Raw genomic sequence first — 22,682 nt, forward strand, 5'->3', positions numbered from 1 at the left:
GCGGTCGCCCGCCGCCGGGACACTCCCTCAGGAGGTCATGAACTCCGCGGCCCGCTCCGCGATCATGATGGCCGGGGCGTTCGTGTTGCCCGTCGTCACCGCGGGCATGATCGAGGCGTCCGCGACCCGCAGCCCGGTGACGCCGTGGACCCGCAGCCTCGGATCGACCACCGCCGCCTCGTCCACCCCCATCTTGCAGGTGCCCGACTGGTGGTGGTAGGTGACCACGCTCTCCCTGATGTAGGCGTACAGCCCCTCGGTGGTGTCGGCCAGCGCCCCCGGGTAGAGCTCGTAGGCCCCCAGGTCCTCCCGCAGCGCGGGAGCCGCCGCGATCTCCTGGCACAGCCGTACGGCCGCCGCCAGCGCCTCGACGTCGGCGTGCTCGGCGAGCACGTTGGGGTCGATGAGCAGCGGGTCCGCCGGTGAGGGGCCGGAGAGCCGGATGTCGCCGTGACTGGCCGGGCGGACCAGACCGGCCATGAGCGAGACGCCGTCCGGCGGCCCCTCCATCCACCGCTCGTACAACGGCGCGTCGAAGTGCAGCGGCTGCAGGTCGGGCACCGCCAGATCGGGCCTGCTACGCCAGAACAGATGGCTCTGGGTGCGCGGCAGCCCGTGCGAGACGGGAAGCTGCCGCTCCATCCCGGCGATCACCGGGACCAGCCAGTGGTCCTGGAGGTTGCGCCCGACCCCGGGCAGGTCGGCCAGTACGGCGATGCCGTGCGCGCCCAGCTCCCCGGCGTCGCCGATGCCCGAACGCAGCAGGATCTCCGGCGAGCCGATGGCCCCGGCGCTCAGCACGACCTCGTGCCCGGCCAGACCCCGTTCGAGCACGCCGTCGCGCTCCCACTCGACGCCGACACAGCGCTCGCCCTCGAACAGCAGCCGGTGGACGTGCGCGCCGGAGACCAGGGTGAACCCGTCACGCCCGGCCAGCGGCCCGAGATAGGCGTCCGCGGTCGTCAGCCTGCGGTGGTCCTGGATGGTGAACTGCATGAAGGAGACGCCGTCCTGCGACGCCCCGTTGTAGTCCGGATTGAACGGCAGCCCGGCCTGCTGGGCGGCCTCGACGATCGCCAGGTGGGCGGCCGAGGGCTCGTAGCCGGTCAGGATGTGCAGCGGGCCACGCGGCCGGCTCTGCGCCGAGTCGACGGCCTCGATCCTGGCGAAGACCGGCCGCACGTCCTCCCACGCCCACCCCGGGTTGCCCCTGGCGGCCCAGTCGTCGTAGTCGGCCGGGTTGCCCCGCACCCAGATCATGGCGTTCAGGTTGTGCGACCCGCCGACGGCCCTGCCGCGCGGCAGGTGCAGCCGGCGGCCGTGGGCGTGACGCTGCGGGACCGTACGGTAACCCCAGTCGAGGGGGGAGTCCCACAGCTCATGCATCCGCGTCGGGTCGTCGACCGCGGGGAAGCGTCCCTGCGGCCCGGCCTCGACGAGCAGCACGCTCGCCCCCGCGTCGGCGAGCCTGCGCGCGAGCACGGACCCGGCGGAACCGGCGCCGACCACGATCACGTCGGCCTGGAGTCGGGTCATGCGATCACCAGGCCGCCGTTGGGGCTGAGCGTCTGACCGGTGAAGTAGCTCCCGCCCTCCCCGGCGAGGAAGGCCACCGTGTCGGCGATCTCCCTGGGCAGTCCGAACCGGCCGAGGGCGATGCGCTCCTCAAGGTCGGCGCGCATCCGCCCGCCGATGACCGACCCGAGCGGGGTCTCGATGTAGCCGGGCGCCACGCAGTTGACGCGGATGCCGTACGGCGCGACGTCGCGGGCCACGGCCCTGGTCAGGGCCTGGATGCCGCCCTTGGCCGCCGAGTAGTGCGGCAGGTGCTCGCAGCCGGTGAGGCCGCAGATCGAGGAGACGTTGACGACCACCCCGGAGCGCTGCCCGGTCATGACCCGCAGCGCGGCCCTGGTGCAGTAGAACGTGCCGTCGAGGTGTACGGCGAGCATGTCCCGCCAGGCCTCGTCGGAGATGCTCACGGTGGCGTCGACCGTGGTGGCCGCGGTGCCGTCGGTCCGCAGCTCGTCGAGACGGGTGTCGAGCCTGGCGAAGGCGTCCTCGGCCTCCTGCCCGCCGCGTACCCCGGCGTTGTTGACCAGAATGTCCAGGCGGCCGTGGGTGGCGGCCACCTCGGCGACCGCCGAGTCGACCGAGGCCGAGTCGGACACGTCGGCGACCAGCGCGTGGGACTTACGAAGCGTCCCCGCGGTCAGCTCCGCCGCCGACCTCACCCGGTCGAGCACGACCACGGTCGCCCCGTCCGCGTCGAGGCGCCTGCAGATCGCCTCACCGATGCCCGAGCCACCTCCGGTGACCAGGGCGACCCTGTCTTTCAAGGGGCCTTCCAAGGGGTTCACGAGTGTGCTCACCTCTATGTCCTTCTTGAGTCACGCCAGGCGCGATGACAGTCACGCTAACCACGGGTAAGCTCCGCGCACCTCGCCGGAGAGGGACAGGGTGAGCGAAAGACAAGGAGTGGTCACTCAGGGTCAAGTACGTTCACCTCCCTGTCCGGGAGCCTTAGCGGAAGTCCGGTACCACGACAAGAGACGGAGGGACGCCGTGAGTGTCGACGATGTCGGAACTAAGGGGACGCCCGCGCTGGACGCCCCGGATGTTCCGGGGGAGCGTCCTGGCGGTGGACTTGCCGCCCTGGCGCGCCGCGTTCCCGCGATGGAGTCCATGAGCGTGCTGGTCGCGACGATCGCGCTGGTCGTCGTCATCGGCATCCTGCACCCGGACTTCCTGTCGGCCGCGCAGCTGCTCGACACCCTGCAGGCGTCGGTCTACGTCGGCCTGCTCGCCGGAGGCATGGCCTTCCTGATCTCCATGCGGGAGATCGACCTCTCGGTCGGCTCGATGTTCGGCCTGTCACTCATCAGCATGGGCCTGCTGATCAACCAGGGGCTCTCCCCGTGGCTGGCGGGGCTGCTCGGCGTCGTGCTCGGCGGCGTCCTCGGCCTGGTGAACGCGCTCGTCGTGCAGTACATCGGCATCCCGACCATCGTGGCGACGCTGGCGACCCTGTCGGTCTACCGAGGACTGTCCCTGGCCCTGAGCGAGGGCCAGCAGGTGACCGGCATGCCGGTCGAGGACTCCTTCTTCACGATCCTGGGCGGCAAGATCTTCGGCGTCTACACGAGCGTGTGGGTGCTGATCATCTTCGCGATCGTGCTCACGGTCGTGCTGCGCTTCACCTCCTTCGGCTACCGGGTGCGCTCCATCGGCTCCAACCCCGACGCCGCCACCTTCTCCGGCATCTCGGCCAACCGGGTCAGGATGCAGGTCCTGGTGCTGGTCGGCCTGCTCGCGGGTGTGGCCGCAGCCCTCGGCCTGGCCTTCTTCACCTCCGGTGACCCCAACATCGGCACCGGGTTCGAGCTGCAGGCGATCGCGGCGGCCGTCATCGGCGGAACCCCGCTGCGCGGCGGCACGGCGACGGTGGTCGGCGCGATCTTCGGCGCGATCCTGCTGGCCGTGGTCGGCAGCGGCCTGCAGTACTTCAACATCCCGGTCAACTGGAGCTCCTTCGCCACCGGCGCGGTGATCCTGCTGGCCGTCTCGCTGGACAGCCTGCTGCGCAGGCGCCGCAGGCGCAAGGACGAGGCGCTCGGCCTGTAGGGCCTTCCGGCCTGCGGGGACCCGCGGGGAACGGCCTGTGGGGACTGTTCCATCCACCTCTAACAAAACCCGGTGAGCCGAACTCGGCTATCCGGAGAAACCTGATTTATCCCATAAAAATAGAAATTAAGAGGAGCCAACCCATGACCGCTGGACCGAGGCGCCGCCGCCGTACGTTCACCGCCCTGTCGATTCTCACCGCCTCGGCCATCGCGCTCACGGCCTGTTCCTCTGGCCCGTCCGGCTCGTCCGGTTCGCAGGAGACGGCGGGCGCGAGCGGGGGAGGGGACGCCAAGAAGCCCCTGAAGATGGGCTTCATCTACGCCACGTCCACCCAGAACCCGTTCCAGGAGATGGCGTTCGGCGCCAAGGCAGCCGCCGACCAGGACGGCAACGTCACCCTCAACCAGGCCGCCCCCGTCGGGGTCAACGGCCCCGCTCAGGTCCAGCTCTTCCAGTCCGCGATCAGGAACTCCCCCGACGGCATCGGCCTGGAGACCCTCACCCCCGACCTGTTCGTCCGGCCGATCAACCAGGCGACCGACCAGAACATCCCGATGGCGGCCGTGGACACCGCGCCCCCGCCCGGGACCAAGGTCGGCCTCTTCGTCGGCAACAGCAACACCGAGCTGGGCGTCGCGCTCGGTGAGGAGTTCATCAAGCACGTGCCCGAGGACGCCACCGGCGACGTCGTGATCGGCAACGACATCCCCGGCCTCCAGCTGCTCAACCAGCGCATCGAGGGGCTCGTCTCGGTCATCAAGGCCAAGCGTCCCAAGTTGACGATCAAGGGCCCGTTCGACGCCAAGTCCGAGCCGACCGACAACTTCAACGCCTGGCAGGGCATCGTCAAGGCCAACCCGAAGGCCATCGCCTTCCTCGGCGTCGGCGGCCAGGACGGCGTCTCGCTGCCGCTGATCAAGCAGCAGACCGGCCGCGACTTCCTCGCGGGCTCGGCGGACATCCCGCCGGAGGCGCTGCAGGCCGTCAAGAAGGGCCAGCTGTTCGCGCTCTCCTCGCCCGAGCACTGGCTCAAGGGCTACATCGCGATGCGCCTGCTCATCGACAGCAAGCGGACCGGCAAGCCGGTGCCGACCGGCTGGTGGAACCCCGGCACGCTGGTCGTGAACAAGGACAACGTGGACGAGATCATCAAGCGGCAGGCCGACGAGACCAGCCGGGCCGCCTACTTCAAGGCGGTCGTGGACAAGCAGCTCGCCGACCCGAACACCTACCTCAAGCCCATCGGACAGGCCAACTGATTCCGCGGGGCGGTCGGCCACCCCGCTCTTTCGGCCCGGCCGCCCCGCCGTACCCCCTCTCCCCGACAGTCAGCCCGCAGCATCCGCAGTAGGAGGAGCGCACACCATGGCGATCCTGGAGGCCAGGAACATCGGCAAGACGTACGGGGGCGTCGTCGCCCTCAAGGACGCGGGCATTCACATCGAGGCGGGCTCCGTCCACGCCCTCCTCGGTGAGAACGGCGCGGGCAAGTCGACGCTGATCAAGATCATGTCCGGTGCGGTGACCCCCGACCGGGGCGGTATCACCCTCAACGGCAAGCAGGTGCGCTTCCGCAACACCGGTGACGCCGCGCGGCACGGCGTCGCCGTCGTGTCCCAGGAGCTCAACCTCTTCCCCGACCTGGACATCCTGGCCAACCTCTACCCGGTGACCGGCCCGCGCAGAGGACCCTTCCTCGACCGCAGGGCCATGGCGGAGGCCGCCGCCCCGGTGCTCGACCAGCTCGGCCTGAACGTCCCGGTCAGGACCAGGCTCGGCGACCTCTCCCTGGCGCAGCGCCAGCTCGTCGAGATCGCCAGGGCGCTGCTGACCAAGCCGCGCGTCCTGATCCTGGACGAGCCGACCTCCGCGCTCGAACAGGCCAGCGCCGACCGGCTGCTGAACGTCGTACGGGTCCTGCGCGAACACCAGGTCGGCGTCGTCTTCGTCTCGCACATCCTCGAAGAGGTCATGGCGCTCAGCGACGTCATCACCGTCCTGCGCAACGGCCAGGTCGTCATGGAGGCCCAGGACAGGAAGTCGCTGTCCATGGCCGAGGTGGTCACGGCCATGCTGGGGGACAAGACCGTCCAGGTCCAGGAGAAGGCGGCGCTCACGGCCTCCCCCGAGACGGCCGGCGGCGAGCTGAGGATCGTGAACGCCGGATCGCGGGGCGCGCTGTCCGAGGTGTCGCTGACCGTACGGCCCGGGGAGATCCTCGGCCTGGCGGGCCTGGCCGGCTCCGGACACCAGGCGACGCTCGAACTGGTCGCGGGCCTGCGCAGAGCCGACAGCGGCGAGGTGCGGCTCCCCTCAGGACGCCGCGCCCCCAACGGGCTGCGCCGCAGCATCGCGGCGGGCGTCGCCGTCGTCTCCGGCGACCGCCGCAGGTTCGGCCTCATGCTGGACAAGCCCATCTGGGAGAACATCGCCCAGGTGCGGGCCGTGGCCCTCAACCGCGACGGACTCTTCCTGCGCCGTACGGCCCTGCGCACCCGGGCCCGTGACCACGGCGAACGGATGAGCCTGCGCTGTTCGAGCGTCGACCAGCGCACCGGCCTGCTCTCCGGTGGCAACCAGCAGAAGGTCGTGCTCGCCAAGTGGCTCGACGCCGACCCCTCCGTGCTGCTGCTCGACGACCCGACCCGGGGCGTCGACGTGGGAGCCAAGGCCGAGATGCACACGCTGATCCGTTCGGCCACCCAGACGGGGACCGTCACGATGCTCTGCTCGACCGACGTGGAGGAGCTGGCCTCCCTGTGTGACCGGGTGGCGGTCTTCTACCGGGGCAGGGTGGCGGCCATCCTCGAAGGCGAATCCCTGACCCAGCACAACATCCTGGAAACCATGAACACCGGCGGATCCTGATCCCTTCTGAGGGACGTTTGATCCTGGCCGAGGAAGCGATGGTCTTGAGCCAGGTGCGTCGATGGGACGGCGGCGATAGCTTTCTGCGGAGGCGTCGGGTCTTTGTCTGCCGCCGTCCCGCCGACCGCCTCTCTGTGGCTCCTGTTGACCACTTCTGCCTTGATGGAGATGCCGCAGGGCGATGGCCGCCCAGGCTCGATGTGAATTAGTGCTTCGAACTGAATTTCTCGTCTGGAGGCTCCAGAAAAGTCCTCATGCCAGGACGATGGTCCGGTCGCCGGGCCACCACAGGACAGAGGATTTTCTCGGACGAGTGTCGGCTGGGTGGGTGGGCGTTTTCAAACGCCCACCCACCCAGGTTCTTCTATTTGGTGGACGAGGTCATGGATTCACTTCGATATGAATACGCGGATGCCCGCGCGTATCTCCCTGACGACGGGTGCGTCAGCTGGATCAGCGGCCACACTCTGGACGAAGTGGTGCGGGTCCTCGGCGGTGATCCTTCGTCGATCTCACCGGCGTCGTTTCCAGAGGCTGAGGCGGAGGCCTGGGACTTGATCGACGAAGACGACGGGGAGAACGACTGGGTGGTGATGCTGGCGGCTCAGCACCAGGACTGGATCGTCCTGCTGGAGATCTTTCACGGTCACGTGCCGTCGCGCCTGCGGGATGTTTCGGTCGAGGGCGTCGCACTCACGGTGCGATGGATGCTGCACCGGCCGGTGGCGGTCTCGTACGCCGAAGCAGGGCGTGTGATCGCCGATTTCGACACCGGAAATCTGGACTCGATGACTCCGCAGACGGGTCTTCAATGGCTGAGCAACCTCCCCATAGAGGTGACGGACTGGAAGGACGACGGGTTGGTGACCGCATTGACGCTTGGTGAGCGGTTGAGTGGCGTCCGCATCGATAGGGACTGGCTGGGACGGCGGCATCTCATGGTGGTGTGCGGGAACACGCCTCCTCCCGCCAGGGCACAACCGTTCGAGGTTCCGTTCAAGGCGGATGATTCCCTGCGCCCTTATCTGGACACAATTCCCGGCCTGACGGCCATCGCGAGGAATCCCTCGTTCGGGCACCATCATGACCTCGTCAAGATGGTGATCGATATCGCTCTTCGTTATTCGCCCGCGACAACGGCTCTGGAGACGGAGGCGCTCCGTCTGGTTGAGAGCGGGATCAGGAACGAACACTCCAGGCGCCTGCGGGACGATCTGCTGGTGGCGGCTGACCAGGTAGGCGACGCGTTGCGTCATGCGGAACGGTCGTTGTTCGCGAATCGTGTCCGAAACGGGGAGCCGTACCGCAAACCCATCTCGCCCGGCGACTCCGACGGGGACATCTACCTCACACACGTCGATCATCCGGCCCACGTGGAGCAGACGCGGCATCTCACCCTGCTGAGAATTCTGCGGCTGGCCCTCGACGAAGACCGCGACTCTGCGCAACGGGCCGCTGAAGAGTTGCCCGCTTTACGGCTTGAACCGGAGGACATGATGAAAGCGTCCCTGCTGCGGGACCTCGCATATTACATAGCTCACGGAAAGAACGTCTGACCTGCCGACCGATGTCCGCTCCTCCTTGGACATCCCGTCTCGCCATGGCGGTTACTGTCCTACCTGTCCGGCCTCATTCGCCGCCACCGCCAGGCGATCAATTCGCCCTGACGTCTTTTCAGCCCCAGCCGCCGAGCTCTGCTCGTTCTCGTGCGTCTGCGCAAAGGAGAGACGCTCGCCGAGGTCGCGGACGTTTTCGAGGTCGGCGTGGCCACCGTCTGGCGCTATACCCGTGAGGCGATCACCCTGTCCGCCCATCGATCGCCGCTCCTGAATCAGGCTCTGCAGGCCGCCAAGCGCGCCCGGTATGCCTTCGTCATCGTGGACGGCACTCTCGTCCTCGTCGATCGAGCGGCCACCGGCCGGTCCTGCTGCTGTGGTGAACACCGCCGGTGTGGGATGAACAGACGGGACGTGGGTGACCCAGGTGGACGGGATTCTGGCCGAGGAGGCGGCCGGGCCGGTGACCGGGGCACCCGGTTCGTCGTCCACGCTCCCGAGCCTGGTCGTGCGGATGCTGGAGGCCGCCGAGATCGGCGAGGGCGACACGGTGCTGGAGATCGGCACCGGGACCGGCTACTCGACCGCGTTGATGTGCCGACGTCTCGGCGACGACGCGGTGACCTCGATCGAGTACGACCCCGCTGTGGCCGAACGCGCCAGGAAGGCCATCGTCCGGGCGGGACACGCGCCCACTCTCGTCGTGGGGGACGGCCTGCACGGTCACGCCAACGGCACCGGGTACGACCGGCTGATCTGCACCTGCTCGGTCCGGACCATCCCCACCGCCTGGTTGGAGCAGACGAGTCCCGGAGGAACCATCACCGCCCCCATGTGGGGCTGGCTGGACGGCGTCGCCTCCGTCCACCTCATTCTCGACGGCGAGGGTACGGCCAGCGGACGTTTCCTGAAGCAGGGCTGGTACTTCATGCGTGCCCGCACCCACCTGCCGCCGCCCCGCCCGCCCGTGGCGACCGGCATCGGGCAGGCCCGGGAGAGCAGGATCGACCCGGCGATCCTGGACGACGAGGCCGCCCTGTTCGTCGCCCAACTGGCTGTACCGGCCGCTCAACGCTCGTCAGCGGGGGAGACAACGATCCTGTTGGACGTCTCCACCGGTTCCCGCGCCGACACCAGACCCGCCCCGGGTGGCGGGTGGATCGTCCACCAGCACGGTCCGGTTCGGCTGTGGGACGCGGTGGAGGAGGCCATCCTGTCGTGGCGGGAAGCCGGATCACCACACCAGTCCGCCTTCGGCCTCACCGCCACCCGCGAACGCCAGTACGTATGGCTCGGCGACCCCACCGGCCCAACCTGGGATCTACCCGCATGATTGACATGCGGGCTTTGGGGGTCCTTCCCGAACTGGGGATTCTTGCAGGTCTACGGCTCGGAGGGCTCACCGGTGATCCGCAAGAGCGCGCCCCGCCGATCACTGACCGGCGGGGCGTCGTCATGCTGGGAGGGGATCGGACTGAGCGATCATCTGTTGTTCGGCGGCATCGGATGATGGGCGAACAACTCCCGCACCTCGGGAAGGTCGCGATACGGCTGAAGATGCTCCAGGATGACGCGGGAACGCCGGGCGAGCCGGTCGCTGACCACCTCTCCCGACAGATTCAGCATGCGCCATGCCACACGAACGGCTTCCTCTGGTTCGCCATCGTCTGCCAGGGCGACCGCGAGCCACGACAGATAGAGGGCAAGTTCCCGGGTGTGTGAGGCGTCGTAGCGGCCGAGCACGTCAACCAGCAGGGGCACCGCCCTGAGCGGTCGGCCCAATTCGGTGTATACCCGGGCCTCCATGATCTGGAGTTCTCCGGTGTTCACCCAGTAGACGTAAGGAGGGTCAGCATCCCGAGAGCCGACGGCGAACGCCGTGGCGGCTTGCCCGAGTGCCTTCATCGCGGCTTGAGCCTCTCCCACACGAGTGTGGGCCCAGGCCAACCGATCCCAGGCGAGCGCGCGTACCCCAGGTGAAGGGTGTCGTTCGGCGGTCTTCAACGTCGCGTGGGCGAGTTGGACGCCCTCGCCGGGATCACCGGTGTTGGTTATCTGGTAGGCCAGCGACCCCAGGAGGTAGGACTCCAGGGCGGCGTCTCCGGCTTCCCGCGTCGCGTTGATACCGAGCCGGTAGGCCTGAGCTGCCTGTTCGTGGCGCCCGGCGTCGCTGGCGACCCATCCGGCGATCTGGGCGAACTCTCCGACGCTGACGAGTAGTGACCGGCCCACTTCTTCGGTGTGAACCGTCTCCCGGTAGAGCCGTACGGCGGTGTCCAGTTCACGGAACGCTGGTTCGATGAGGTCGCCTCCGGCGAGGACGTCGTCAGCCAGTCTCAGGCCGTGGACGCGCGCTGAAAGGTCGGTGACGGCGCCCATGCCGATCCGGCGCCCCGTCCCGGTGGTGAGCAACGCCTTGGGATCTCCCTCTGGTAGAACCCGCGCCAGGATCTCTTCGGGCGTCCTACGGGGCCTTTTGTATGGATCGCTGAACAAGCGGTCTTCGGCAATCCCGAAAGCGTGTGCATACAGGACACGATAGGGATCTTTGGGTTCATGTTTTCCCGCTTCCCAATTTCCGATATTTCGGACAATGCTCTCCCGCAAGGGAAGGGAGCGTCGAGTTTCCTCGTTGGCGACCTCCATCAGCCGTTTGGCCATGTCCCGCTGTGACCACTGACGACTGCGCCGCTCATCGCGTAGTCGCGCAGCCCAGGGGGGAATTTCGTCAGCCACGGGTGCACCTCTTCCGGGAAGGGGAAAGGCTCTTTCCTCTAGTTTCCTCCGTCCCCGACTAGGCGCACATGCTTTCGCTGCGATCTCATGAAGTCGTCTGAAAGCGGAACCCCACAGACTGGCAGGCCGTGTGGGGTTCCTGATCGCAACGGAGGTGCGATCGTGAACGATGGTAAGGCCGCTGCGCCTTCACCGACCATCCCGGGCTGGCGGTTGATTCTCAGTGATCAGAGCCGTTTCTGGGCTTTTCGCCGGAAACCTTTCTCCAATGCGGCACGAAGGGCCGGGGCCGAACCGGATGTGGACGCCGACACCTTCGACGAGATCCGGGCCGTCGTCGAACACCAGGAGGAGATCGCCCGGGGAGCCGCGTCGTGATCGGACGACCCCGGCACAGCGGGCGGCACCGGGACGGGCAACCGCTCACGCAGGTGTACCGGCGGCTGTGGGACGGCCCCGCCCGTTCCGAGGCGGAAAATATGGACCGTTCCATCCAGGGATGGAGCGTGTTCTACAGCCTGGGCCGGCGCCGCTTCTACGCCATCGCGGCCTGGCCGACCCCCGAACCACTCATCGTCTCCGACCCCGACGCAGAAGGGCTTCGGCAACAGATCCACCAGGTGGAGACCACCCTCATCCGGCGGACCCTCCCACCCATCCCCGAGCAGACACGACCCCCTGAACAGGCAGGATCTCCTGAGCAGGTACGGCCTCCCGGGCAGGCAGGGCCTTCTGGGGGTCCCAGTAGCAATGAAGAAATTTCCAACGAAGTTGCCTCTGAACTGCGGGGATGCCGAGCTCTATGACTGAGGTCTCGAGCGGAGGTCATCCGTATGGTGCTGCGCAACGCGGGCAGACGTGAGTTCGTAGACCGGCATGGTGGATTCGTCGTCGAGGGCGGGGACGGCGGGGCGCCCTTCGCCGTTACCTGCACCGATGATGCCGAGGTCTCCGCGCGGGAACTGGCGCGATATGAGCAGGCGCTGTGCGCGGCCGGTTATCGGGTCGAGTTCGATCCCGGCGACGATCAGGCGCTACGGGTGTGGCCGGTCGCGTAACCGGGTGAGACCCTCCGGCGGAGGATGGAGTTCAGCGGGGTCGGCGGCGCTGGACGGGGTCGGCTTCGGCGGTGATGCGGGCGGAGGTCTCCTCGCCCAGGCGGACATAGTGGCCGAGGCTGGCCAGGTGCTGGTGGCGGCTCTTGGCCTGCAGTTCGGGTGCGGTGCGTCCGGCCTGGGCCAGATGCTGCAGGGCGCTGTGGCGCAGCTGGTGCAGCGTCCAGCCGTGACGGTGCGGGTCGAGGGCGGCCGAGGCCGTTTTGAACAGGTATTCGGCGCGGGGGTAGGACAGCCGTCCGCGCCCGGTGGCGGGGTCGATGTCGGCGGCCGCGGGAGCGCGCCGCCCGGAGGCAGGGGCGCGGCGGTCGGCCAGGAACACCGGGCCCGTGGCGCGGCCGCGAAGCAGGCGGGGCAGCAGGCGTGCGCTGCCGGTGGCCCAGTGCACGTACTCGATCGCGCCACCCTTGGAGACGACGCGGGCGCGGCGGAACTCCAGGTCGAGGTCTTCGACGTTGAGGGTGAGGATTTCCTCGGCGCGGGCGGCCGTGTCGTACAGCAGCCGCCACAGCAGGCGTTCGCGTAGAGCGTGGGCGGGGTCGGTGAAGAGTGTCTCCAGCCGGGTGAGGGGGATGGCACGGTCGCCGTGGCGGGCGGGTTTGCGGCGTTGTAGCCGGCGGGCCGGGTTGGTGGCCAGCAGGTCCTGGCGCTGGGCCCAGGTGGTGAAGGAACACAGGGCCGACAGGTGGCGGTTCCAGGTGGCGGCAGCCGCGCTTTTCCAGCGGTCCATCACTGCGGCGTAGTGCTCGGGGGTCAAGGCGGCGACCGGGTGGTCGGGGCCGGTCACGGCGGTCAGGCGGGTGAGGGTCTCGGCGTAGCCGGCGCGGGTGGTGGCCGTGGTGATGGAGTCGACAAAGCGCTCGGCGGCGAGCGCGGTCGTCGTGCCGGGGACGGGGCCGGGCTGGCCGGGGAAGAGCACGACGGGCACGGAGGTCCTCCGAGCGGATTGATGTGACACATAATGTGGCCGAGTCGCCCTCGCCACGGCGAAGGCCGAGCTGGGCGGACACGCTCCGATGGCCGCCAGTGTGACAGATAATCCAAGTTCTGTGTCACACCATCGCTGGGCGGTTACCGTGACCGGCATGGGATTCTCCACTCCGGCGGGCAAGGACCTCGCCACGAACGTGTGGTGCGTGCTGGACTCGGTCGGCCTGGACGGCCTCGACGAAGAGAATGAGCCGGAAAGCGGCCGGGATCGCTCCGGCTACCGGTTGATCGGGCACGGGGACAAGGTGGAGGTTCGCTACGAGGCGGCTGATGAACTGTTCGTGCCGTCCTATGACGACGGCGTCGACCAGCCTGGCCACCGCGGGCACCAGTTGCTGCTGTTTCGCCGCCGTGTCGAGACGATCATGCTCGGGGCCATCACCGAGGTTCTGATGGCGGCCGGCTTCGGCTTCACCTTCCGCCCCGCCTGCGATCAGTCTGCGGCGATGCTGCTGGTCAGCTCCCATGCGAGCCAGGAAATCTGCTGAGCGCGACTCCTGCGGCCGGGCCTGTGCGCCGCAGGGCCCGGCCGCGCGGACGGCTCTGGCGCGGACCATGGCCCGCAAGAACAATTCGACGACCGGGCGCGACACGAGTGGTGGTGGCGGGTTACCGTCGGGCCCGTGGACACTTCACAGACCGCTGGTCTTGCTGACGAGCCCCACAGCGACCGGGCCACCGCCGAACGGCTGTATCGGCTTGCGCTGCAGGCCTTCGCTGGCAGCGACATGGAGCTGAGCGCGATGCGGCCCGCCGAACGCGCTCAGGTGCTCCTTCTCCAGGCGATCTACCACGAGCTGCGCCATGGCCGCGGTCAGGCGGGGGCGCAGAGCGCGGCGCTGGCGGAGCATTCCAGGGTGTTGAACACGCACTCCGAGGCGCTCACCGATCACGCCGATGAGATGGACCGGCTGCGCTCGGCGATGCTGGGCCACTCCGACGCCCTCGGCCGTTCACGCCGGTAGCGTCGGGTGGCGGCCTAGGGCGTCAGGCCCAGCTCGCGCAGCTGGGCGGGTCGCAACGGGCGCCATCCGCTGGTGTCGAGCTTGGCCAGCTCCGCTTCCACGTCGACGTTGATGACGCCGAAGAAGTTGATGTTGTCGCTGTGGCCGGGCGAGATGTGCGACAGGATCTCGTCCGGCACGTCCCGGCCCTGGGAGCGCAGCTCCAGCACCGCTCTGGAATAATATTCTGTCGTCCGGGCGACGACCGAGTTGGTCAGCAGGGTCAGGCACCACACCTGCTCGGTCTGCTGCTCCAGGTGCGGCCGGGTGATGGTGCCCTGCTGGGCGTAGTGCAGGTCCCGGCGCAGCGCGTGCAGACTCTCGCCCTTGTTCAACTGCCGTGAGATCTTCCGCCTGAAGGCCGGGTCCGACAGGTATTTCGCGAGGTGGACGGTCCTTCGGAGCATGCCCCACTCCTTCAGCGCAGCGGCCAGGGTGTTCTGCCGGGAGGCGGCCGACCACTTGCCGACGATGAGGGAAGCGGTGGCCTGGCCGTATTTCAGCGACCCGGCCATCCGCAGCAGGTCCGGCCAGCAGCCGGCCACCAGGTCCTCATTCCAGCGGGCGCCCAGCAGCGGCCCGGCGTGCGGGTAGCGCTTGGCGATCTCGGTCGGAGTGTCATCCCGGATCAGGGTCACCCGGGTCAGGTCCCGCATCCGCGGAGTGAGCGCCTTGCCGACCAGATCAAACAACGCGAAGTTGATCAACGTGGCGCCGTGTGTGTCGGTCGCGTGCTCGGTGATCGGAAGATCGGTGGCGTTGCCCAGGAAGTCGTCCAGGACGAAGTGCGCCTCCCGCGCCGTCGGCACGATGATCTTCGTGCCGTACGTCGACCACTGATCCGAGACGTGGGTGTAGGTCGACAGCACCTGACCGCCGTGGATGACCATGGTGCGGCCGGTCACGGTCTTGCCCCGTACGGGGAAGCGCTGGCCGTCGGAGGAGCTCATGGTGCCGCCGCCGAACACCTTCGCCAGCTCCAGGCCGTAGTGATGGTTGACGATGACCGTGTTGGCCTCGCGCAGCGTCTCCTCCCGCACGTACCACTCCATCGTCCAGGCCAGCACGTCGTAGGACACCCCGCACGCCTCCGACATCCGGGCCAGGCCCAGGTTCGTGGACATCGCGATGAGCACCGCCAGGATGTTGCGCTTGGTCTCGGTCGAGGTGCTCAGCTTGCGCCCACCGGCGTGGGTGAAGCAGTCCAGGAAATGCGTGCGCGCGTCCAGCTCGATCAGCAGCGAGGCGATCGGCGCGAACGGCAGCATCCCGGCCAGCTCATCCTTCAGCGCCCTGGCCTCGGCGGAGACGTCCTCGGCCGACAGCGGCGGCACCACCAGGTGCGCCTCCTCATCCAGCCGGACCATGCCGGTGTCGCCGACCGCGGTACCGGCCAGGGTCTGCTCCAGCTCCTGCAGCGCGGCGTGCAACTCCTCCTTGCCCTGCTCCAGCGCCTGCGCCGCGTTCGGCGGCTTGCCCACCAGGCGGCAGTACTCCCCGCGCCGCGGCGCCCACTGCTCGGGCGTGTACAGGTAGGTCACCGGATCGGCGTAGCGGCGCGAGCCCGGTACGAACACATCCCCCGAACGCAACCCGTCACGCAGGCACAAGATCACGCACAGTTCCCAGTAGTGACGGTAGGCGGTGTCCTGCTCTGATTTGCGGGCCTTGGCCAGGTAGTCGGCGTACCTGACAGGCACGAAACCGACCGGCGCCCCCGCAGGCACCTTCCGGCTGCCGACCCGGTTCATCTCCTTCAACACGGCCACCGCCTCCATCAACTCACCCGTGCCCGGCCCGCCTTGAAAATCGATCGCGGCCAGCACGTTCGGGGTGAACTGACGCAGATAGGTGTAGGAGGACTCCAGCTCCGACAACCGGCCGTGATCCCGGGGCAGCGGCTTCCACGCATCAGAGGTGATCTCCCGCAACCGCTGCATGCCGATCCGCTCGCGCAGCATCCCGCCCACCTCCTCATCAGGAACCAACGGGTCGGCCAGCACGGGCAGGATCTCCTCCATCAGCAGCTGCCGGGCCTCGCCCCTCTTGGCCCGCTCGACGAGCGCCTCATCGGTCTTGGACTTGGCCCGCGACTCCCGCGCGCTGACGGCCTGGTCGAACAGGGACACCACCTCATCGAGCTGGTCGACCGCGGCCTGGGCCACGAACGCCAGCAGGATGGGGAACTTGCGTTCTTTGCGCCGCTCCAAACCCTGGCTGGACGAGCGGCGCGCGATCTGTGCCAGGAACCGGCGCCGTTCGTTCGGCAGCACCGACACGTCCATCTGGTGGGCGTCGATCGCGCGCAGCCAGGCCAGCTTGTCGATCGCGGTCTTCACCGACGTGGCCGCGGCGTCCCGGGCCGGGCTGACCAGCCACTCCAGCCGGGTCATCCCCAGCCTCGCATCCATCACCAGCATCCGCTCCAGATCGGCGCGGACCTCCGCCGTCAGCAGGTGCCCCACCAGCTGAGAGGTCAGATCGGAGGCCGCCTTGCGGGCCGTGCCGACCATCTTGGCCAGAACGAGCACCCCGGGCCGGATCACCTTGGCCGCCATCAGATACTCGCGCGCCAGGTTGAACAGCAGCGTCGGCGAGTCGTGCTCCATCGCCCGGTCCAGCAGGAACTGCTCCAGCTCCTTCATCGCCTGGCTGGCCGCCGGGGCGGCCTGCCACTCCAGATACCTGGCGATCAGGCCCAGGTGATCCGAGCGGGTCTGATCGCGCTTGCCGTACAACCGCAGCGCCGCCGGCGACACACCCAGCCGCTGCGCGACCCGGGCCACTGCCGTCGGCGGGGCCAAAGACACATCGTCGGGCACGAACCCGAGCCAGGGCAGTGTACAGAGCTGAACCAGCATGCCCAACTGGTCCACCGACCGCCGTCCACGACCGGGATCGACGAACGCCACATCCGCCGCCGTCGGCGTGAAATACCGGATCAACTCATCGCTGGTGATCTCCGGGAACGAGCGCAGCTGCTCCAGCTGCTCCTCGGAGAACATCTTCTCGGACAACGCGCCACCTCTACCTGCCGTACCGGACGAAACCGGAACGAACGTAGCGGCAGTGATCATCAACCCGTCAAACGCGGGCGTTGCGCCTCGATTTGTCCGACTTATAGGTGTCTATCCAGCTCGGTCGACGCCTGGTTTTTGAACTTCGCAAGGCCGGTGCCCGTTCTCAATAGAGCGGGCTTGTCAGAGCCTTCAGAACTGGGTGGAGACCAGGTCGGTTGGGACAGAGACCCTGCGGTGCCCCAGCGGGGGCTACCTCGGCAACGTCACTTTTGTCACGGTGATCTGGCCAGGCTTTTTCCTGGCCTCACCCTCACAATCCACGGCGGAGTACAGCAAATCGGAATTCGCTGACTGTTCCAGGATGTCGATCGCACCGCTCAGACACCTTCCCAACGCTAGCTGGCCATAGAAGTTGGGATGCACGGACTCCTGCTTCAGATTTTCTTTCTCAAGATCCGCGACACTGGGAAAAACGGCGTTGTTGACATAACGAACCCACTCGTGCTCCCCCCAGCCCCCGAGGAAGTCTCTTCCTGTGGGAGCGATTATGTGCGGGAGGCCGTTCTTGCTCAGATTGGTTTTATTGCTGCATACTTCATGGCCGTTGAATAGTGAACCCAGCCGAAGGAAAGCTCTTTTTCTTCCTGGAGGCCAAAACGTTCCACTTGCATCTTTGGCCCATTCGTTCAGTTTTCTATTCAGCCTGGTATTGATGTCGTCAAATGCGTAGAACCCCTCGTTTTTGAGGGGGCAGCCGTACTTGTAAAGCCTCGGATCTATGTGCTCGCTGCCTGCGCGAAGATCGGGAACCACGTATTGCCCGTCCACTAGCCCAGCACGCGGAAATGGGCTCGGGTACCCCTGCATGATGATCCGCGCACTACTGGGCAGGATGGTGCTGATCTCGCTGATTAGTGATTTTAATGGAATTTCCAGAGCGGCGATCTTCTGATCGCTCGCGTATTCCGCAGCCTTGCTGCGACAGCTTATCGAAGAGTCGCCTGCAAGGCTTCTCGCACATACTTCGAGGAGCTCGGATAGGTTGAGGTCATTACCTCCAATGGACAAAACTACGTATTTGACTTTTTTGTGCTCGGTGTTCACTAGTTTTCGGAGCTGCTTGACCTGTGCGATCTCTCCCTTGAAGGTCGCGCTGGAGTCACGGAGATCTTTGATCGCGGCGCCCGAGCAGGCGATGTTTTTCACTGCTGGAATGATGGAGGTTCCCGCAGTGTTTTTCACCGTCGTTGTCTGTGCTCCGAACACCTCCGCCACATCGGACCGATGGCATCCCGGCCTCTTCGTGGATCCATCGGTATAGGTCCAGCTGTTGTCCAGGTAGATCTGGTCGATGCTCAATCCCATCCAGGTTCGATCGGTGACACGGTTATCCGCCGCTTTCGGCCTGAAAATTGTGGAGCCGATCTGATTGCTCGCTCCCCAAGCGTTTCCCATCCACCGCCCCCCCTCTCCTGAAATATAGGAGTCTCCCATGCTCACCACGTGAACCTCCTCCACGAACTTGACCGATTTCACTGTAGTGGAGGAGAAGTTCAAGACCGTTTCCGGGTTCACGGTTGTCACGGGGGCACCGGCGCAGCCTGCAGTCGTGTACAGGTTGGCTCTGAACAACGGGGAGTCATTTCGGGCGGACAGGGATTGAAACGAAGTTATGTCTTCACATTTTTCATGCTCAGGAACGGTTACCTGCTTGAGAGCACCGGTCTCCCCTTGACCGCTCCATAGCCTCAGGTAATGAGAGGTCAAGGAGGCGTGGCCCACGGCACCGTTGACCATGTAGGGCACAGTGGTCGACAGCGTGATCGGAACGAGCAGTGCAAGCGCTCTCTTCATTGCGGGCTCCATGAAATGAGGGGACCTGCAAAGGCAGACGGCCCTGGCCGATGGAAATGTCATGGGAACGGCTGAAGGTCTGGAAGGCGCGAGATGTGTGACGTCTGGCGCTCCGTCCCTGGGTCATCTCGACCGTGTCGGGGTGACGGTAGGGGACGGACTGGCTGCGGCTCGATAAGGCCCCAGAAACATGACCCCCGCCACCGCGGTCGCCTCGACAGGCCCGGGGGTGGAGGTCGGCCCGATGGGGTCGGCGAGGTCCAGCTTTCCCCCGGGGGCCACGACTCGGACAGCCACACCGGAGCAGTTGAAGCTGTCATACAACCCGGCGGTGAAATCCGAGGAAGTATTCTCAGCGGATTTTACGGTGGAGACGCTGGGCACCTGCACACAGCCCTCGGCAGTTGGCGCGGGGACATGTGTGACAAATCCCGACTGGCCGGTTCTGGTCCATAGGTTCACCGTGCCGGCGGTACTGGTGGAACTTTTCCCGAGGGCGCTGTCAGCCTCCCTGGGCCAAGCGGTGATGCCGCCCGCCATACCGGCTACCAGCAGTACCTGACTTCCGATGACGACCAGCTTTTTCACAGGCGGCCTCCCGTGGCTAAAAGCCGCTGTTACGGCTTTTCGAGAAAATGGCGATCAGCTTGTCATCCCAGGTTATTAATGACGTTGGCTAAATTTCCTGGTGTGCCCGCCTGAACATTATTGATCCAACGTCGTGATGTCTCGGAAAACTCAAAGAAGTCGACGGCTGCAGGAACTCCAGTGGGGTTCCTGTGCATTCGCTGGTGGCATACAGCTCGGCAATATACTCTCTGGAATTATTCCTTGCCGATCGAGTATAGAAGAGCGTCTCCAGCTGTACACATTGCTCTTCTTCGTCGTACGGTATTTCTGGGACCGGCACAGGCTCTCGGTCGCCGACCAGGTTCGGCTGACTCCACAGTTCCACGGTTGTCTCTATGCGCGCTTCGGATGCCTCGGCTGCGTTGGGGAACAGAACAGCTGCCAGCAGCACTGAGGCGGTTACCCCGATCGCTCTTCTCACGAAGATTTCTCCTCTTTGACGTCTGGATTGGTTCCCCGCCGACTTCTTGGAGACGCCGGCGGGGACAGAGAGACTAGGGCTCTACGAACTTGACCGATCCCACCTGGTGAACGTGCCTGAAGTTCGCCTTGCTGTTGGTCGCCACAGTCTCGACAGGATTACCGGCGCAGCCCTCGCCGAGGTAAAGCTCCGCGATGAAAGTGCCGGAATGGTTCCGAGCGGACTGCGTTGGCCAAGGGCCGTCGTCAACATCCACGCAGCTCTCCTCGCCGGGAACCTCCACGTGGGTGCTGTCGCCTGTCTGGTTGTGGCCGGTCCATAGGTCCAGCTTGACCGCGGCGCTTGCCTCGCCAGGGCTGGCGAGCACGGCGGCCGCCAGCAGCGCTGAAGCGAATAGCCCGGTGATCTTTATCACAAAGTCTCCTTCCGGTGAGGAGCTGCTCATGCAGCTATCACTACTAAAAGTAGCAATGAAATTACCCTCAGCAAGAGCATGGTGATATAACCCACCAGGCCGCCGGCATGGCCTGCGAGTAACGAACCGGGAGTCCTGGAATTTCGGCTAATCGTTGCCATTTGAGACGATTCTCTCGCTCAAAGTTTATTCGGGGTGCATCTCTTTTTGGCGCATCGGATCCCCAGGCGAGAGATGGCAGTATTTATTGGCATGTGGCAAGGGGTTCGTGGCGGATGGTGAAAATTCCATAAATGATCGTAAAATCTCCTGCCATCCTGTACAAATCAGGGAAAGCCTCACAATTTCCAGATTTGCCAATTCTCCAGTCTGTGAGCGACGGCATTGTCTACGGCGTTGGGAGACTGCGGCTGGGCTCCTCGGTGGGCTCAGCGCCGTTCCGGCCTTGGGATCAATCAGGCCGTGGTTAGCGGTAAGGAACGATCTTGCTCGCTAGCGGTGATCGCCCGGTCTGCTCGACTTCGGTCGAAGCTCGCCTCGGGAATAGCCGCCCTGGCCGATCGAAAGGCCACTGGGTCTACGCCACCCGCATCACGGCTCGGCGCTCGGGTCGGTGTCACGAGGGCAAAGCAGCTCCGCGTGAGGTCTGACCAGACAGAACGTTAGTTCTGTCCGGTTCTTGGGACGCCGTCTGACCAGGTCAGCGCAGTGGAAGCACTGCGGGAGCCAATCCGGCCCCACGCCGGGCACGACTATCCACGGCCGAAACCCGGCTTCTGCGGCGCCTTCGTTAGCGCAGGTCAGACGGTACTTCGTTGGAAATTTCTTCATTGCTACCGGGACCCCTTCTGGACAGGGGCGAGCCCCTGAGCGGGCACGGCCCCCTGAGCGGGTACGGCGACGCCCGGCCTCGGATGTCCGGCGTGACGCCGTACCGCCCTTGGCCGAACGCGGCGGAACCCGACTCCCGGCCGTTCGGCGCGGAGCCGTATCGCCCCTGGGCGAGCGCGACGATCCTCGGTCCCGAGCGCCGGACCGTCCCCGACCGCTTTCCGAGGCGTGATCTTCCGAGCCGGTACGGCGGGCGGGGAACTCATCCCACCCCCTGCCCGCCGTACCCCGTGAACGTGCGGTCCAGGAGGAGGGGCCTGGGCCGCACACCCAACGGCGGCTCCCGAGCGCATCGGGGAAGGGGAGCCCGTCGGCGCCGGTCACCACGGAGTGACCGGCCTCCTCAGGCGCCCGGCCAGGCATCCCCGCCGGCCGGGCGCCCTCCCTGCTATCCGTCGCGGACAGGAGTCCCGTGAAGAACCCGCTGAGCGCTCTGCTCGACCTGCTCTCCATAGCCCTCCCCGGGCTCCCGGGCACCGAGACCAAGCCTCAACCCCCCGGAGCGCCTCTGAAACCGCCCACGTCCACGGCGCCTCCGGAGAACCGGGAGAACCTCTGACATGGCGCCGGGGTCGAGCCGGCTCTGTGGATCACGGCGCGGGACTCTCTCGCATGGCCGGTGATCGCTGTCCGGCTACGAAGGGACCGTCCATGACCGACCATGATCCCGAGCGTGAGCAGCGGCTCATCGAACTGCTCGGCACCATCCATCGCGGCTGGAGATACCAGGCCCGGAACGTGCCCGGTCTGCCCCGGTGGTGGGCCTGTCGCTACCAGCCGGTCACCCCGGCCCAGCACGCCGCCGGGGCACGTGACGTCCTCGCCCGCACCACCGTCCGCCGCCTGGCCCAAGCCCTCGGCCGCCAGGACGAGATCACCCACATCATCCGCGCCTGAACCCGCCCCATACGGGACCCAAGGAGAACCACATGTCCCCCCTCAAGGTCGTCACGCCCGACGGCACCTTCACCACCGGACCGGACACCACCGAACGCCTCCTCACCCCCGGCGAGGTGGCCAGGATCTTCGGTGTGGACCCCAAAACCGTCAACCGCTGGGCCCTGACCGGTCGTATCCCCTCGGTGAGAACCCCCAGTCGCCAACGCCGCTACCGAGAAAGCGACATCAGAACCCTCCTCAACGGCGGATAGTCCCTACGGCGCCGTGAGGTCGCGCACCCGGTACTTGACCTAGATCTCCTGCGCCACATGGGCCTCCCGGCTCCCGTCCCCGACGCGGGGAACCCACCGAGAGTGTGCGCGACCTGGCAGGAAACCTGCGCGGCCCACCCTGGAGAGGCAGACGCCAAGCTCACGCTCCAGAGCAACCGCCCGAACGCATCAACCCCAAGGGGGAAGGCTTTGGATACCGGCCCCGAACGTGAGGGTTTTGATCGTGTGCTTTACCGGTGCCGTGCGTGAGGAGTGTCGGCTTGGGCGCGTCGGTGTCTGGACTGAGGAGCGAAGGAGCGCAGCGGATGAGCGACGAGGGAAGACACCGACTCGAAAGCGCCCAAGCCCGCGCCGCCGCCAGGCGGAGCAAGGAGACACAACCT

At 66.5% G+C, this 22,682-nt stretch carries 19 protein-coding genes and 1 pseudogene; 12 read left to right on the top strand and 8 right to left on the bottom strand.

Features of this window, described 5'->3' with window-relative positions; genetic code table 11:
- Positions 1-27: 27 nt before the first annotated feature.
- Complete coding sequence (locus tag ACIBVQ_RS17245; protein WP_399178436.1) at positions 28-1,536, bottom strand: GMC family oxidoreductase; 1,509 nt, start codon at positions 1,534-1,536, stop codon at positions 28-30.
- The gene (locus ACIBVQ_RS17250) at positions 1,533-2,372 is read right to left on the bottom strand and encodes an SDR family NAD(P)-dependent oxidoreductase (protein WP_399178438.1); all 840 of its coding nucleotides are present in this window, start codon (positions 2,370-2,372) and stop codon (positions 1,533-1,535) included. The genes ACIBVQ_RS17245 and ACIBVQ_RS17250 overlap by 4 nt, the downstream gene beginning before the upstream one ends.
- A 193-nt stretch (positions 2,373-2,565) precedes the next feature.
- Here ACIBVQ_RS17250 and ACIBVQ_RS17255 point away from each other — a divergent pair, with 193 nt between their 5' ends.
- The 6 genes and pseudogenes from ACIBVQ_RS17255 (at position 2,566) to ACIBVQ_RS17280 (ending at position 9,384) form a co-directional block, all read left to right on the top strand.
- The gene (locus tag ACIBVQ_RS17255; RefSeq protein ID WP_352010591.1) at positions 2,566-3,624 is read left to right on the top strand and encodes an ABC transporter permease; all 1,059 of its coding nucleotides are present in this window, start codon (positions 2,566-2,568) and stop codon (positions 3,622-3,624) included.
- Between the two features lie 143 nt (positions 3,625-3,767).
- Positions 3,768-4,886, top strand: a complete 1,119-nt coding sequence (locus ACIBVQ_RS17260; protein WP_399178441.1) for a sugar ABC transporter substrate-binding protein — start codon at positions 3,768-3,770, stop codon at positions 4,884-4,886.
- A gap of 106 nt (positions 4,887-4,992) precedes the next feature.
- Positions 4,993-6,495, top strand: coding sequence for a sugar ABC transporter ATP-binding protein (locus tag ACIBVQ_RS17265; RefSeq protein WP_399178443.1), 1,503 nt, complete (start codon positions 4,993-4,995; stop codon positions 6,493-6,495).
- Positions 6,496-6,866: 371 nt separating this feature from the next.
- On the top strand, positions 6,867-8,051 hold the full coding sequence (locus ACIBVQ_RS17270; RefSeq protein WP_399178445.1) for a hypothetical protein: 1,185 nt from the start codon (positions 6,867-6,869) through the stop codon (positions 8,049-8,051).
- 150 nt (positions 8,052-8,201) lie between these two features.
- Positions 8,202-8,255 (top strand): annotated as a pseudogene (locus ACIBVQ_RS17275) (hypothetical protein); the annotation flags it as partial.
- Positions 8,256-8,478: 223 nt separating this feature from the next.
- Complete coding sequence (locus ACIBVQ_RS17280) at positions 8,479-9,384, top strand: methyltransferase domain-containing protein (RefSeq protein ID WP_399178447.1); 906 nt, start codon at positions 8,479-8,481, stop codon at positions 9,382-9,384.
- 149 nt (positions 9,385-9,533) lie between these two features.
- Here ACIBVQ_RS17280 and ACIBVQ_RS17285 read toward each other — a convergent pair whose 3' ends face one another.
- Positions 9,534-10,787 carry a transcriptional regulator gene (locus ACIBVQ_RS17285; RefSeq protein ID WP_399178449.1) on the bottom strand — a complete coding sequence of 418 codons (1,254 nt, stop codon included), beginning with the start codon at positions 10,785-10,787 and terminating at the stop codon, positions 9,534-9,536.
- An 833-nt stretch (positions 10,788-11,620) separates the two neighbouring features.
- On the opposite strand from ACIBVQ_RS17285, the gene ACIBVQ_RS17290 reads away from it, so the two are divergent.
- The gene (locus ACIBVQ_RS17290) at positions 11,621-11,845 is read left to right on the top strand and encodes a hypothetical protein (protein WP_399178451.1); all 225 of its coding nucleotides are present in this window, start codon (positions 11,621-11,623) and stop codon (positions 11,843-11,845) included.
- 31 nt (positions 11,846-11,876) lie between these two features.
- Here the strand turns inward: ACIBVQ_RS17290 and ACIBVQ_RS17295 are convergent, their stop codons facing one another.
- On the bottom strand, positions 11,877-12,830 hold the full coding sequence (locus tag ACIBVQ_RS17295; protein ID WP_399178453.1) for a tyrosine-type recombinase/integrase: 954 nt from the start codon (positions 12,828-12,830) through the stop codon (positions 11,877-11,879).
- A 157-nt stretch (positions 12,831-12,987) separates the two neighbouring features.
- Here ACIBVQ_RS17295 and ACIBVQ_RS17300 point away from each other — a divergent pair, with 157 nt between their 5' ends.
- Together ACIBVQ_RS17300 and ACIBVQ_RS17305 are read left to right on the top strand one after the other, a co-directional pair.
- Positions 12,988-13,380, top strand: a complete 393-nt coding sequence (locus tag ACIBVQ_RS17300; RefSeq protein ID WP_399178455.1) for a hypothetical protein — start codon at positions 12,988-12,990, stop codon at positions 13,378-13,380.
- A 135-nt stretch (positions 13,381-13,515) separates the two neighbouring features.
- Positions 13,516-13,857 (top strand): hypothetical protein, encoded by a 342-nt coding sequence (locus tag ACIBVQ_RS17305; RefSeq protein ID WP_399178456.1) that lies wholly within the window; start codon positions 13,516-13,518, stop codon positions 13,855-13,857.
- A 14-nt stretch (positions 13,858-13,871) separates the two neighbouring features.
- Here ACIBVQ_RS17305 and ACIBVQ_RS17310 read toward each other — a convergent pair whose 3' ends face one another.
- From ACIBVQ_RS17310 to ACIBVQ_RS17325, 4 genes are all read right to left on the bottom strand, one after another.
- The gene (locus tag ACIBVQ_RS17310) at positions 13,872-16,913 is read right to left on the bottom strand and encodes a Tn3 family transposase (protein ID WP_399178458.1); all 3,042 of its coding nucleotides are present in this window, start codon (positions 16,911-16,913) and stop codon (positions 13,872-13,874) included.
- A 252-nt stretch (positions 16,914-17,165) separates the two neighbouring features.
- Entirely contained in the window at positions 17,166-18,770 is a 1,605-nt protein-coding gene (locus ACIBVQ_RS17315; protein ID WP_399178460.1) for a hypothetical protein, read from the bottom strand.
- A gap of 676 nt (positions 18,771-19,446) precedes the next feature.
- Positions 19,447-19,821, bottom strand: a complete 375-nt coding sequence (locus ACIBVQ_RS17320) for a hypothetical protein (RefSeq protein WP_399178462.1) — start codon at positions 19,819-19,821, stop codon at positions 19,447-19,449.
- A 73-nt stretch (positions 19,822-19,894) separates the two neighbouring features.
- Complete coding sequence (locus tag ACIBVQ_RS17325; RefSeq protein ID WP_399178464.1) at positions 19,895-20,266, bottom strand: hypothetical protein; 372 nt, start codon at positions 20,264-20,266, stop codon at positions 19,895-19,897.
- A 1,273-nt stretch (positions 20,267-21,539) separates the two neighbouring features.
- On the opposite strand from ACIBVQ_RS17325, the gene ACIBVQ_RS17330 reads away from it, so the two are divergent.
- The 3 genes from ACIBVQ_RS17330 to ACIBVQ_RS17340 all read left to right on the top strand — a co-directional run bounded on the left by ACIBVQ_RS17330 (position 21,540) and on the right by ACIBVQ_RS17340 (position 22,278).
- Positions 21,540-21,686: a hypothetical protein gene (locus ACIBVQ_RS17330; protein ID WP_399178466.1), complete on the top strand. Its 147-nt coding sequence runs from the start codon at positions 21,540-21,542 to the stop codon at positions 21,684-21,686.
- A gap of 92 nt (positions 21,687-21,778) precedes the next feature.
- Positions 21,779-22,024: a hypothetical protein gene (locus ACIBVQ_RS17335; RefSeq protein ID WP_399178468.1), complete on the top strand. Its 246-nt coding sequence runs from the start codon at positions 21,779-21,781 to the stop codon at positions 22,022-22,024.
- Positions 22,025-22,056: 32 nt separating this feature from the next.
- The gene (locus ACIBVQ_RS17340) at positions 22,057-22,278 is read left to right on the top strand and encodes a BldC family transcriptional regulator (protein ID WP_352010599.1); all 222 of its coding nucleotides are present in this window, start codon (positions 22,057-22,059) and stop codon (positions 22,276-22,278) included.
- The last annotated feature ends 404 nt before the right edge of the window (positions 22,279-22,682 follow it).

The organism is Streptosporangium sp. NPDC049376 (genome assembly GCF_044466505.1).
Classification (GTDB): domain Bacteria; phylum Actinomycetota; class Actinomycetes; order Streptosporangiales; family Streptosporangiaceae; genus Streptosporangium.

What these genes read in the sequence shown, in the direction of transcription:
- ACIBVQ_RS17245 (WP_399178436.1), bottom strand. Translation starts at nt 1,536, where the DNA reads ATGACCCGACTCCAGGCCGACGTGATCGTGGTCGGCGCCGGTTCCGCC.
- ACIBVQ_RS17300 (WP_399178455.1), top strand. Translation starts at nt 12,988, where the DNA reads ATGGGATTCTCCACTCCGGCGGGCAAGGACCTCGCCACGAACGTGTGG.
- ACIBVQ_RS17340 (WP_352010599.1), top strand. Translation starts at nt 22,057, where the DNA reads ATGTCCCCCCTCAAGGTCGTCACGCCCGACGGCACCTTCACCACCGGA.
- ACIBVQ_RS17265 (WP_399178443.1), top strand. Translation starts at nt 4,993, where the DNA reads ATGGCGATCCTGGAGGCCAGGAACATCGGCAAGACGTACGGGGGCGTC.
- ACIBVQ_RS17335 (WP_399178468.1), top strand. Translation starts at nt 21,779, where the DNA reads ATGACCGACCATGATCCCGAGCGTGAGCAGCGGCTCATCGAACTGCTC.
- ACIBVQ_RS17290 (WP_399178451.1), top strand. Translation starts at nt 11,621, where the DNA reads ATGGTGCTGCGCAACGCGGGCAGACGTGAGTTCGTAGACCGGCATGGT.
- ACIBVQ_RS17315 (WP_399178460.1), bottom strand. Translation starts at nt 18,770, where the DNA reads ATGAAGAGAGCGCTTGCACTGCTCGTTCCGATCACGCTGTCGACCACT.
- ACIBVQ_RS17260 (WP_399178441.1), top strand. Translation starts at nt 3,768, where the DNA reads ATGACCGCTGGACCGAGGCGCCGCCGCCGTACGTTCACCGCCCTGTCG.
- ACIBVQ_RS17325 (WP_399178464.1), bottom strand. Translation starts at nt 20,266, where the DNA reads ATGAGCAGCTCCTCACCGGAAGGAGACTTTGTGATAAAGATCACCGGG.